Origin of the sequence: Mucilaginibacter sp. SJ, from assembly GCF_028993635.1 — a bacterium.
Lineage (GTDB): Bacteria > Bacteroidota > Bacteroidia > Sphingobacteriales > Sphingobacteriaceae > Mucilaginibacter.
This window is the reverse complement of sequence record NZ_CP118631.1, coordinates 1,097,648-1,110,336: the sequence shown is the minus strand read 5'-3', so window position 1 is coordinate 1,110,336 and position 12,689 is coordinate 1,097,648. Positions and strand designations below refer to the sequence as shown.

Below are 12,689 nucleotides of genomic sequence, written 5' to 3'. Positions count from 1 at the left end.
CTTATTCATATAAGCTCAACCTGTTTTTTAAATACCGCATATCTTCCTGTAATTTTTCAACCCGGTCAAGCAGATGGGAGATAGCTTCAATGCCGGCTACGTTAATATCCAATTCGTACAGGCTCACCAGTTTTTCCAGCTTTTGAAGCTCAGTTTGAGGGATGAATACGATTTCATTAATGATGGTTACCTCAACCAGGCCCGCTTCATGTAAAGATGTGATGAACGTGTATTCAACATTATGATATACACAAAAATCGTTTGCTGCTATTAATTCTGCTGTTTTCATAATGTTTTTAATTTAGGCAGAGGATTTTGCCAGTTCTTCAAATAATTGTTTCTGCTTTTCGGTAAGGTTGGTAGGGGTTTGGATATCATAGGTCAGGTACAGATCGCCAAATTCATTCTCTTTTTTGTAAACGGGCATGCCTTTGCCTTTGAGCTTTACTTTAGTGCCATTTTGGGTTTCAGGTTTTACTTTCACTTTAACTTTGCCGTTTAATGTGTCAGCAGTTATTTCTCCGCCTAAAACGGCAGTGTACAGGTCAAGTTTCAATGTGGTGTACAAATTATTGCCATCACGCTTAAAACTTTCATCAGGGGCAACATTAAACTGAATATACAAATCTCCGGCGGGGCCGCCGTTTACACCCGGGGCGCCATGCCCGGCTATTTTGATAGTTTGCCCGTTTTCAATACCTGCGGGTATGGTTATCCGGATGTTTCTGCCATTGACAGTCAACGTTTGCTTATGTGTTTCAAGGATGTCACGAAGGTTTAAACTTAACGAGGCGTTATAGTCCTGTCCGCGGTATTTTGCCTGCCTGCCGCTACGCGCGCCTCCTGCACCGCCAAACATCGATTGAAAGAAATCTGAAAAATCGTCACTTCCAAACCCTTCGGCACTGCCAAATCCTTCGGCTCCGGTAAAGCCGCCATAGCCACCAAAACCTCCTTGTGCACCGGACTGTTGGCGCGCCTGTTGTTCGTATGCTTCGCCATGCTGCCAGTTCTCGCCATATTTGTCGTATTTCTTTCGCTTTTCCGGGTCACTTAATACTTCATTTGCTTCGTTTAGCTGCTGGAATTTTTTGTGGGCCTCTTCGTCATTAGGGTTAAGATCGGGGTGATATTTGCGGGCCAGTTTACGGTAAGCATTTTTAATATCCTTTTCGGATGCATTTTTGTCGAGATCTAATACTTTGTAATAATCTATAAAAGCCATGGCAGGATTTAATATAAACAGATGTGTTATTAACTACTAAATATACAGCTTGGTTTTAAAACGAATGGCTTTTTTAATGTCATTTGATATAAGTGAGCAGACTTTAAAATTATGGCTTATAGCTTTTATTTAAAATTCGCAAGTACTACCTTTAGCGTCCTTAAATTAAATCATATGTCTGCAATAACACAAGCCACCCTTGCTGATGTTACTGAACTTAACGTTTTAGTAAACAGCGCTTATCGTGGCGAAAGCTCCAAACAGGGCTGGACAACCGAAGCCGACTTAATTGGCGGCGTCCGTATAGATGAAGAAACTCTTGCTCGTTACATGAATGATGAAAATATTATCATTTTAAAGCATACCGATGAGGAGGACAATATTACTGGTTCAGTTTATCTTGAAGTCAGGACTCCAAAACTATATGTTGGCATGTTTAGTGTATCGCCATTATTGCAGAATAAAGGTGTGGGCCGTGCACTGATAGAAGAAGCTGAAGTTTATGCACGTAAATATAACTGCAATACCTTAACCATGACGGTGATCAGCACCCGTTCTGAACTAATAAGCTGGTACGAGCGCCGCGGCTACCAACCAACAGGCGAGATACAGCCCTTTCATGCCCACGGCCGTTTTGGCGATGCCAAACAGCACATTGAGCTGATTGTAATGGAGAAAGATATTTAGAGTCGGAATGTCCTGAAGTCGGCAAGTCCGAAAGATGGAAAATACTTTAATGATTATCTCTCTGATGCTAACTTCCGGACTTGCCAACTTTCGAACTTCCGGACTCCAACACAAACTCCAACACCTCACTGATTTTATCAGCCTGTTTAAAGTTTTCGTGGGTTAAAACGGTTTCCACATGTTCGTGTGCCCAGGTGGTGTGAAAGGGCACATGAACAGCATGCCCCCCAATATTGATAACCGGCATTACATCTGATTTCAGGGAGTTACCAATCATCATGAATTCATTTGGGTTAATGTCGAGGTGTTTGATCAGCTTGATATAATCATCCTCTTTTTTATCACTCATGATTTCGATATGGTGGAAATAATGTGCCAACCCCGATTTTTTGAGTTTGCGTTCCTGGTCAAGCAAATCACCTTTGGTGGCAACCACCAGTCTGTAATGATCTTTTAACGAGGAGAGTACATGTTCTACATCATTTAAAATCTCTATTGGTTGATTAAGCATGTCTTTGCCGTATTGCAATATAGTTTCTACTACATCAACACTGATGTTTTTTTCAGAAATGCTTAACGCTGCTTCTATCATGCTAAGGATATAGCCCTTTATCCCGTAGCCATAAAGTGGCAGGTTATCAACCTCAACCTTAAAAAGCTCTTTTGAAATGGTATGCTGGGGCGAAAAATTTTCGAGCAGGCTGCAAAACCTTTCTTCTGTACTTTGAAAATACGGCTCATTTACCCAAAGGGTATCATCGGCATCAAAGGCAATTACTTTCAGGTTCATTTGAAGTATCTGATTTACTTAATGCAATAATAATACATCGGGTTCATTATATAGTATGTAACATTTTTATCCAATAATGAAAATTTAACATTTATTAACTATTTGGTTGATTTTTAGCGATTTAAAAATAAAGTGAATTTGTATGCAACCTTATTTCAAAAGCTACGTCTCATAACTTAAATGGTCAAATTAATATTCGTTTAAATGGAAGAGATACTGCCACCCTTAAAAGAGTTTATTGTTGATTATTGCAACAGGTATAAGATCCATAAAGTTGATCCGCGCAGCCTGAGCCTCGATACCAGTATCGATCTTGATCTGGATATTTTTGATATTGAGATAGACCTTTTTCTTGCCGATTTTGCCGAACAGTTCAATATAGATCCATCTAAATTCAGTTGGTATAAATATGGCTATCCCAAAGGCTCAACGCGGGTAAAAATGATAAAATTGATGTTTGGCTACAACACCACATGGGTTAAACAGCTGGCTCAATACTGCTACACTCCCAAATTTAAAGTGCGCAACTTACAAGATGCCGTAAAAACGGGCAAATTGGTTTAATGATAAGATGTGCTTCCACTAATCAAAACCGGTGAAATCAGGAAATAATTGGTGAAATCTCCCAATAAAAATCAACGTAATCAGAAATGATCAGCGGTTAAAGATCAGTAACCCCGGTATGCTTGCGTTTAATAAAGTTCCGGATATCCAATACAATACCTGCAAAAAAATAAAATATAAGCGGGAAGCCTACCGCCAGGAATGAGGAGTAGATAAAGAAAAGCCTGATCTTGGAGATCGAGATATTAAAGCGTTCGCCAAGGTAGGTGCATACACCAAAAGAGTACCGTTCAAAAAAAGTAAGTATCCGCTGTAGCATGGTGTCAGGCCAGTTTTAGTATCTTATTACCAACGCCGCATTGCAGGCATTTCTTATAATTGCAGTAATTATTTTTTAACTCAAGCAATGCCTGTGATTCAAACGCAGTTTCAATTTTCACTCCTAAGTTAACAAAATCAGCAATAATATTGTTTTTTTCGGCCGGTAAATTTTCTAATAATTTAAGGCTGCGGCTAATATAATATTGCTGCTGATGCTGCTTACCGTAACTAAACAGGAACAAAGCCACAGTATTGAGCAGCAAAATATCAACAGAACCATCGCCCATATTTTTTGATGATGGCTTGGATTGTACATCAAACCGGTAATGATCATCCCAGTAATCGTTTACTTTGATCTCTGTAAATAAACTACGCAGTGCTTTCACCTCTTTAATCTCTAATGTTTTAGATAACAGGTGGTTTGACTGTACAATAAGTGCGGCAAATTGAGCCAGCCGGATGGTTGGAAAGTTTTGGGGCCTTAGCCGCATAAACTTCCACAGGTGGCTTTCTATCGGTTTAAGGTTGTATTTTTTGCGCAGATATTCATACTCCTTTTGAAGTTTGAGGGGATAATCATCTTTAAATTCACCCTCTAAAAAGCCTGCCTGCCCAAATATCAAAGCTTCAATTTGCATTGGGCTGTTTTTGTTTTTGGCGAGGATAAGCTGCGGCAGCGATTTAGCCGTCAGCTCAAACGGCAGGGCGTTTACTTTGAAACCAAAGTTTGCCGCTAAAAACTGGTAAAAAGTTTCCTCCCAATCGCCTTTATTAAGTGCCAAAGCCGCTGCCACATTGGTCGATCGTTTTTCCATCCGCTCAACCAATACGCGGGTAAGCCAGTTTTGCATGGTGAGGCCATCCACCGTGGCGATGCCGTTTTCGCAGGGTATAAAACTCTGATTACCGAAAACCAGTGTATGGTATTTGTTATAAAGCGCTTCACTAATGCGGCTTTGTAATTCAAGGGTAGGTACTTTGCGACCGTTTGGTAAAAATAAGGGCACGTCGTTACGGTAAACAACGTGCAGTATTACATTATCATAAGCGCCATCGTTGGTATGACCATGCTTTTGCCAGTCGGACGCGGAAAGGTGTACTTCTACATTGCCTGCCCAAACAGTTTCGCCAATACGGATCCTCGCATTATGAAAATCTGGACCTGAATCTGAATTGTGCAGCCCTGCCGAAAAGATTTCCAGTTCCTCACCATCTACAGTTTGAAGGTTTTCGCGCTCAAAAAGCCTGAATTTCCAGATGTAATGCAAAAAATCTTCGGTGAAAAGCATGGTTGTGGTTTGAGTGAATGGGGGAGAGTATTAGATTAGGTTGAATAAGTTTTTATTAAAGCAAATATGCCGGTTATTATATTGGTATTGCGCCTCTATTTTAAAATTCCTAATATTACGGAAACCAACAGTATCTGCCAAACCTATGAATGAAATAAAATCACCAATACCCCAAACCACGGGCGGACGCATCAAGTCCATCATAGGCGGATCGCTGGGAAATTTGGTTGAATGGTATGACTGGTATGCTTACACTGCCTTTTCCCTTTATTTTTCAGATGCTTTTTTTCCTTCAGACAACCAAACCGTACAGCTTTTAAACACAGCAGGTATTTTTGCCATCGGCTTTTTAATGCGCCCTATAGGCGGTTGGGTAATGGGGACCTTTGCGGATAAACGCGGCCGTAAAACAGCGCTTACATTTTCTGTATTGCTCATGAGCGTTGGTTCCTTGATTATTGCCATAACTCCGGGCTACAAATCCATTGGAGTTGCTGCACCTATATTGCTGGTGTTGGCCCGCATTATCCAGGGCCTGAGTGTAGGAGGGGAGTATGGAACCAGCGCCACTTACCTGAGTGAAATGGCTACAAAAAAGTACCGTGGTTTTTACTCAAGCTTTCAATATGTAACGCTTATTATGGGGCAATTACTGGCGTTGGGCGTTTTAGTGTTGCTGCAAAGAGCGTTTTTATCTGAAAAACAATTGCATGACTGGGGTTGGCGCATTCCGTTTGGAATCGGGGCAATACTGGCTATCACCACTATGTATCTAAGGCGAAGCTTACAGGAATCGGCATCGTTTGATAAAGAAAGTAAAAAAGCCGGTAGTCTGAATGGCACGATAAAAGCTTTAACACAACATCCCAAAGCTGTTTTTACGGTAATAGGATTAACCATTGGCGGTACGCTGGCGTTTTACACCTTTACTACTTATATGCAAAAGTTTTTGGTTAATACATCCGGCTTTAGTAAGAGTGCCGCTACGCTCATCTCAACCTTAACATTAGCTGTATTTATGGTGATACAACCTTTATTTGGCTTACTGTCGGATAAAGTTGGCCGGAAACCATTATTAATTGGTTTCGGCATATTGGGTACGCTTTGTACAATTCCTATCATGACATTGCTAAGCCACACTAAAGATGTATGGGTTGCATTCGCGCTGATCCTTTGTGCGCTGGTCATTGTAAGCGGCTATACCTCGATCAATGCTGTTGTTAAGGCCGAACTTTTTCCGGCCAATGTGCGTGCCCTGGGCGTAGGTTTCCCTTATGCAATAGCCGTATCCCTGTTTGGCGGCACTGCCGAATATATTGCCCTGTGGTTCAAAAATGAACATCATGCGCAATGGTTTTATTGGTATGTAACTGTTTGTATTGCGCTGTCGTTGATCTTGTACATCACTATGAACGATACGCGTAAGCATTCAAAAATGGAAGATGAGTAGTTTGAATCAGAATTTACAGAATTTTAGAATTAACTGAATGGGTGCGTTAATTAATTGTTATTTAATGGTTAATTATAGATCAATGAGGCTAATATTTCTGATGTCAATTCTGCGAATTCTTGAATTCTGAAAATTCTGATCAATAAAAAGTATTAATTTTGCCCGTTCATCACAAGGGATAACCCTTAAATTTATGACTGACACAAGCAATTTATTTCAACTGGCGGTAACATTACTGCAACAACTAATATCCATCCCGTCGTTTAGTAAAGAAGAAGATCGCACAGCCGATCTGATCAACGAATTCCTGCAGTCGCATGGGGTAACCACTCATCGTAAGCTTAACAATATCTGGGCCTGGAATAAACACTTCGACCCGGCTAAAGAAACTATCCTCCTTAACTCACATCATGATACTGTAAAGCCCAATTCGGGCTATACACGCGATCCTTACGATGCCAAAATTGAAGATGGTAAATTATATGGCCTTGGCAGTAATGATGCCGGAGGCTGTCTTGTTTCACTGATAGCCGTATTTCTTTATTTTCATGATAAGGAGAACCTGAAATATAATTTCTGCCTGGCGACTACTGCCGAAGAAGAAATTTCAGGCGTAAACGGTCTGGAACTGATCATTCCCGATTTAGGGCAACTATCTTTTGGCATAGTAGGTGAGCCAACCCTGATGCAGTTGGCAATTGCCGAACGGGGTTTAATGGTGTTAGATTGTACTGCTCATGGCCGTGCCGGACATGCCGCCCGCGAAGAAGGAGAGAACGCTATCTACAAAGCATTAACAGATATTGAATGGTTCCGTACTTTTAAGTTTCCGAAAGAATCAGAAGTTTTTGGGCCGATAAAAATGTCGGTGACTATTATTAATGCTGGCTCACAACACAACGTTGTGCCTGCCAGCTGCGTGTATACCGTTGATGTGCGTGTAACTGATGCTTACCGTAATGAGGAAGTGCTGGAGATTATCCGTGAGCATGTTGCCAGCGATGTAAAACCGCGTTCTATCAGGTTAAAACCATCATCTATCCCTAAAGAACATCCCATAGTTCAGGCTGGCATAGCGCTTGGCCGTACCACCTATGGCTCACCAACAACATCCGATCAATCATTGCTGGATATCCCTTCCATAAAAGTTGGCCCCGGCGATTCCGCACGTTCACATACTGCCGATGAGTTTGTTTATGTAGATGAGATCAGGGAAGGCATTGAGTTGTATATTAAGATGCTGGAGAGTATTAATTAACATTTTAAAAATAAAAAGTTACTCATGACATGTTGTAGAATCCAGACTTGAGAACTTTTCAAACTTCGTAAGTCTGGATTCTCCGGATTTGTTATTGCCTTTCAAAGCCCACAGGATTTCAAACATATGATAACGGGTAACCAACAGCCCGCTTAACCGATTGGTTAAGCGGGCTGTTGGTTAAATGAATAAACCTAATTTACCGGAGCTAAGTATATTTTGCTGATTAATAGGTATATAGCTATTGCTTGGGGAAACGAAGCGGTAAATTATATGATACAAGGCATTTACTTTTGCTAAAAAAATGTAGTTTTAAAATTCGTGATCCAATAAACTTATATACCCTTATCTTAATGCCCCTAAAACGCTATTGCCGGCTTTCGGCAAAAACATTCTTGCTCATCATCTTATGTTGTATAACCTGCTTTTATGCGTCGGCTCAAAAAAAGAACGCGGGGTATAAGTACCATATCCGCAGGGCTGCTTCGGCTATTAATATAGACGGAGTGATGAATGAGCAAGCCTGGATGCAGGCTGATTCGGCGGGAGATTTTTTTATGGTGCTGCCGATGGATACCAGCAAGGCTACTGTTAAAACCGAGGTGCGGATGACCTACGATGATAAAAACCTGTACATCATAGCCATAAATTATAATTCGGTGCCAGGGCCTTACATGGTTGAATCGTTAAAACGTGATTTCAGTTTTGTAAAAAATGATAACTTCCTGATCTTCATGGATCCATTTGATGCTCGTACCGATGGCTTTAGTTTTGGTGCCAACGCGGCGGGAGGGCAGTGGGACGGCAGCATGTATGAAGGCGGCAAGGTTGACCTGAGCTGGGATAACCGCTGGTATTCGGCAGTAAAAAATTACCCTGATAAATGGGTTTGGGAAGCATCTATCCCATTTAAAAGTATCCGTTATAAAAAAGGTATAAAGGAATGGGGGATCAACTTTAGCCGTAACGATCTAAAGACTGCCGAAAAATCAAGCTGGACACCCATCCCACGGCAATTCCCTACAGCTTCATTGGCTTATACCGGCACACTTGTTTGGGACGAAGCGCCCCCAACAGCCAGCAGCAACGTATCTATAATCCCGTACGCGCTTACGGGTTTATCTAAAGATTATCAGCATAATACCAAAACCGAATATAAACATGAAATAGGAGGGGACGCCAAGATCTCCGTTACACCAGCCCTTAACCTGGATTTAACAGTCAATCCCGATTTTTCGCAGGTTGATGTTGATCAACAGGTGATCAACCTCAACAGATACGAACTTTTCTTCCCTGAAAAACGACAGTTTTTTTTAGAAAATGGTGACCTGTTTGCCAACTTTGGTTACTCTGATATTCGCCCTTTTTTTTCAAGGCGGATAGGCCTCAACGTACCGATTGATTTTGGAGCACGATTGACCGGTAAATTAGATAAGGACTGGCGTATTGGCGCTATGGATATTCAAACAGGCGGCTCGGGCAGCGCCCAGCAGGCTCCTGAAAACTATGGCATCATTACCCTGCAAAGACGGATCCTTGATCGCTCAAATATCGCTTTCCTATTTGTAAATAAGGACGCTACTGCCAATATTCCCGGCACCAATACCGGATCAACTGCTTATAACCGTAATATAGGCGCTGAGTTTAACCTTGCCTCGCGCAGTAATATCTGGACAGGCAAAGTATTGGCCCTTAAATCATTTACGCCCGGCGTGAGCGGGCATGATTACGTGTTATCTGATCACTTTCAATACCTGAGCAAATACTGGACGCTTTATATGCAGGAGGAGTACGTAGGTAAGAACTACAATGCCGAAGTGGGGTATGTTCCCCGTGTTGGTTATGTGAAGCTGAGTCCGTTGTTACTCCGTAACTTTTTTCCTAAGCAGGGTAATATCCTGAGCCATGGCATCCAGCTTACCTCCAATTACTTTTTCGATGAGTCGTTTCACCGTACGGATAATGAGAGTATCCTGTCATATCTGATCACATTCCGTAACAGGGCAACGCTGTCTGTGTCCGGCATAAATGATTATGTGCGCCTCCTGAGGCCTTATGATCCAACTAATATCGGTAAAGGTTTATTACCTACCGGCTCTGAGCATAACTGGAACACTATTGATGTGCAGTTTGTATCCAAGCCGCAAAATGTGTTTACCTATTTGCTGGAAGCATCGCACGGGGGGTATTATGATAAGGGCGTACGCAACAGTATTACAAGTTTAATAGGCTATCGTTTTCAGCCTTATGTAAATATTGCTATCAATACCTCCTTCAATGATTTAAGGTTGCCGCAGCCATTTGGCCATAACACTTTCTGGCTGGTAGGGCCAAAGATTGACGTTACCTTTACCAATAGCTTGTACTTTACCACCTATGTACAATATAACGAGCAGATTGATAATATCAACATTAACACCCGCCTGCAATGGCGCTATAAACCTGCGTCCGATCTGTTTATTGTTTACGGCGATAATACCACGCCATCTCCTTATACGGTAAAAAACAGGCAGTTAACTTTAAAATGGACGTACTGGTGTAACTTATAATTAGCTGGAGAATAAAGAGTTTTTTAAGATTCTGGGTATATACATCAATTTTAAGTAAAACGCCGGCGGTTAATCTATTTCATACTTTTCGTAAGGGATTTCAAAGCTGAAAGTGCTTCCTTTACCAGCATCACTTTTTACACTGATTTTTCCTTTTTGCAACTCGAGCAACTGCTTGCAGATGTACAAACCGAGCCCGGTACCAGTATTGCCTTTGGCCGAATTGGTTTGATAGTACTTAGAGAACAGGTTAACCTGCTGTTCCTGGCTGATACCCGCCCCTGTATCAGTAATATCAATTGTTAATGCGCCTTTACTATCTGCAAATTTCAGGGTTGCTATGATCTTTACGCTACCGGTATCTGTATATTTAATGGCATTACTAATGAGGTTCACCATGATCTGTTTAAGCCTAAAGCTGTCGCCCAAAACTTCAGCGTCCGGGTCCCCTTCAAAATGATAGTTTAATCCCAGTTGTTTTTTATCGGCGCTGAATGCCATACTTTCAATAACCTCTTTCAATATTTTATCCGGGCAAAACGGATCTTGATGGATTTTTAGTTCACTGCTTTCCATTTTAGCAGCATCAAGTGTATCATTGAGTGTTTGTAACAACAGGTCGGATGATGCCCGCACTGTACCCAACATTTCCGACTGTTTTGGGGTGAGTGTCGTTCTGCTGAAAATGTATAGAAAGCCATTTATTGATGTAAGCGGATTGCGAATTTCATGGCTCATGTGCAGTAGCAGGTCCATTTTTTGCCGGGCTATCATTACTGCACGTTCATTCTCTTTAAGTAAAAGTTCTTCAGATTTTCCCAGTTTAATAACAAATACAATCAGCAATATAGCAAAAGCCAAAAGCAGCAACAGCGTAATAAGGTAAAGTTTATTCAGTAAGCTTGTAGTTTCAAGGTAGCTGTTAAAAGCCAAACCCTTAAAGGCGTCGGTCATACTGTAGTTGATGTCTTTAATAGCTGCAATTAATTGCTCCATTTTATGTGTAATACGCATATTAAGCACAATGAGCTGCCGTTGTGTTTCCTGTAATTTTAAGTTGCTCTGTTCTAACTGTTTGAGTTTGTTGAGATAGGCGTATTTATCTTTAGTTCGGAGCTTTTGAGTAACCGAATCTATGTAAACGCGTGTTTGGTGATTAATAACAACATTACCCGTGCCGGTTGCATAGGCATTTTTATTTTTTATAGCCTCTTTGATCCTTGCAAAAAAACCTTTTCTTTTTAAGTTTCCTGGTTGAGTTAAAGTGTCGCTGCTGTTTTGCACCGTTCGGCTACTTTTAACTGCCAACCTATTTTGAGTTGCCGCCGTATTCAGGTCTGAATAAGTGGTTAACAGCGAGTCAAAGTCGCGTCTGGCGGAGAAGAGCTCGGCAGATAACTTTACCTTTTGAGTGTGCCATGTATGGAGTTGTGCACGTTGTTCTGTGTTAAGCCTGGTAGTATCATGCTGCATATTAAGCAGCGTGTCAATTTCGGCAAAGGCCATTGAAAGTTTATCCTGATAGTCCTGAGCTTTAGCGGTACTTGCATCTACAAGCGACGACTGAAACAGATCCTCGGCTTCGTGGAGTAGTAATAATGCCTGCTGCGGCCTGGAGTTGTTAAGATCCATAAGGTGCGATACCTGGGCCGTATGCGCCAATCTTTGGGTGATCCTGTCCCTCACAAAAAGAGCGGCGATGACTAAAATTATAGTAAATGCTAAAAAAGCAAGCAGGATCTTCCTTGATAAAACGTTCATATATTTATTTTCATCAGTATGCCGGATTTTATCAATTTAAAATCGATACCGGCGTTGCCAATGGTTTTGAAGAACAATGATAATGATAAAAATAATAGAATCATTCAGTGATTGCTACCATTGATTGTCTGGCTTCTTTAATGTAAGATTAAATATGTAACTTATACTTTACCAGATAATTTCGCTTGGGTTAAATGTTGTGGGTGTTATGGAAATGGGAGCTCTTATTTTAACCACAAGTTATGAGGTAAAAAAAACTTGAGATGAAAAATATCGGGCTGTTTAAAAAAAATACGATTACATAGTTAAAGATTTGATACCTGTCAGTATTAGTTGACAGCGTAATTAAAATTCATCAAACGTTGTACGGCTGTCTGTATATGGAGAACTATAAAGATTAATAATCAAAAGCTTGTAATCAACGATGAAAGTCCATTCTGATGTTTGATTTTTTTTATGGGTAACCAGGTCTTCGCAGCCGAACGCATAATCAATATCTAATACTATCCGGAAACTTCCCTGGCCTGTGTTCTGATCAAATTTGATCCGGTCAAAATTTAAGTTGACCACTTCCGGCGAGCCTTCAGGTCTGAATTCACGTTCAAGGGCATACTTAAGCTGTTTACGGTTTTCTGAAAAAGGCTCAAATAAAGTATTCAAAAATTTCAATAAGCTGGCAGGTTCATCCTTTAGCTCATCGAGCTGCCCTTTGTGAAGTTTAATTTGCAAGCTGTTCATCATCAAAACAAAATTAAAAACAAAGCCGGATTAAATGAAATGCGAAATACAAGCGTT

Annotated in this window: 12 protein-coding genes; 5 read left to right on the top strand and 7 right to left on the bottom strand. The window is 41.0% G+C overall.

Going from position 1 to position 12,689, the window contains the following annotated elements:
• Position 1 precedes the first annotated feature (1 nt).
• Both MusilaSJ_RS04415 and MusilaSJ_RS04410 read right to left on the bottom strand, forming a co-directional pair.
• Positions 2-289, bottom strand: coding sequence for a chaperone modulator CbpM (locus tag MusilaSJ_RS04415; RefSeq protein ID WP_090526009.1), 288 nt, complete (start codon positions 287-289; stop codon positions 2-4).
• Positions 290-301: 12 nt separating this feature from the next.
• A complete protein-coding gene (locus tag MusilaSJ_RS04410) occupies positions 302-1,225 on the bottom strand; it encodes a DnaJ C-terminal domain-containing protein (RefSeq protein ID WP_274988853.1) in 924 nt (307 codons plus the stop codon).
• Positions 1,226-1,399: 174 nt separating this feature from the next.
• Here MusilaSJ_RS04410 and MusilaSJ_RS04405 point away from each other — a divergent pair, with 174 nt between their 5' ends.
• Positions 1,400-1,912, top strand: coding sequence for a GNAT family N-acetyltransferase (locus tag MusilaSJ_RS04405; protein WP_274988852.1), 513 nt, complete (start codon positions 1,400-1,402; stop codon positions 1,910-1,912).
• Between the two features lie 67 nt (positions 1,913-1,979).
• On the opposite strand, the gene MusilaSJ_RS04400 is transcribed toward MusilaSJ_RS04405, so the two are convergent.
• A complete protein-coding gene (locus tag MusilaSJ_RS04400; protein WP_274988851.1) occupies positions 1,980-2,702 on the bottom strand; it encodes an HAD family hydrolase in 723 nt (240 codons plus the stop codon).
• Positions 2,703-2,906: 204 nt separating this feature from the next.
• Here MusilaSJ_RS04400 and MusilaSJ_RS04395 point away from each other — a divergent pair, with 204 nt between their 5' ends.
• Positions 2,907-3,266: a DUF1493 family protein gene (locus MusilaSJ_RS04395; protein WP_274988850.1), complete on the top strand. Its 360-nt coding sequence runs from the start codon at positions 2,907-2,909 to the stop codon at positions 3,264-3,266.
• Between the two features lie 97 nt (positions 3,267-3,363).
• Here MusilaSJ_RS04395 and MusilaSJ_RS04390 read toward each other — a convergent pair whose 3' ends face one another.
• On the bottom strand, positions 3,364-3,585 hold the full coding sequence (locus MusilaSJ_RS04390; RefSeq protein ID WP_022830549.1) for a PspC domain-containing protein: 222 nt from the start codon (positions 3,583-3,585) through the stop codon (positions 3,364-3,366).
• 4 nt (positions 3,586-3,589) lie between these two features.
• Positions 3,590-4,876: a DUF2851 family protein gene (locus MusilaSJ_RS04385; RefSeq protein ID WP_274988849.1), complete on the bottom strand. Its 1,287-nt coding sequence runs from the start codon at positions 4,874-4,876 to the stop codon at positions 3,590-3,592.
• A gap of 145 nt (positions 4,877-5,021) precedes the next feature.
• Here MusilaSJ_RS04385 and MusilaSJ_RS04380 point away from each other — a divergent pair, with 145 nt between their 5' ends.
• The 3 genes from MusilaSJ_RS04380 (at position 5,022) to MusilaSJ_RS04370 (ending at position 10,133) form a co-directional block, all read left to right on the top strand.
• Positions 5,022-6,326 carry an MFS transporter gene (locus tag MusilaSJ_RS04380; RefSeq protein WP_274988848.1) on the top strand — a complete coding sequence of 435 codons (1,305 nt, stop codon included), beginning with the start codon at positions 5,022-5,024 and terminating at the stop codon, positions 6,324-6,326.
• A 193-nt stretch (positions 6,327-6,519) separates the two neighbouring features.
• Complete coding sequence (locus MusilaSJ_RS04375) at positions 6,520-7,584, top strand: M20 family metallo-hydrolase (RefSeq protein WP_091162833.1); 1,065 nt, start codon at positions 6,520-6,522, stop codon at positions 7,582-7,584.
• A gap of 353 nt (positions 7,585-7,937) precedes the next feature.
• On the top strand, positions 7,938-10,133 hold the full coding sequence (locus MusilaSJ_RS04370; RefSeq protein WP_274988847.1) for a carbohydrate binding family 9 domain-containing protein: 2,196 nt from the start codon (positions 7,938-7,940) through the stop codon (positions 10,131-10,133).
• A 69-nt stretch (positions 10,134-10,202) separates the two neighbouring features.
• Here the strand turns inward: MusilaSJ_RS04370 and MusilaSJ_RS04365 are convergent, their stop codons facing one another.
• Both MusilaSJ_RS04365 and MusilaSJ_RS04360 read right to left on the bottom strand, forming a co-directional pair.
• A complete protein-coding gene (locus tag MusilaSJ_RS04365; RefSeq protein WP_274988846.1) occupies positions 10,203-11,894 on the bottom strand; it encodes a sensor histidine kinase in 1,692 nt (563 codons plus the stop codon).
• A gap of 345 nt (positions 11,895-12,239) precedes the next feature.
• Entirely contained in the window at positions 12,240-12,635 is a 396-nt protein-coding gene (locus MusilaSJ_RS04360; protein WP_274988845.1) for a hypothetical protein, read from the bottom strand.
• Positions 12,636-12,689: the final 54 nt, after the last annotated feature.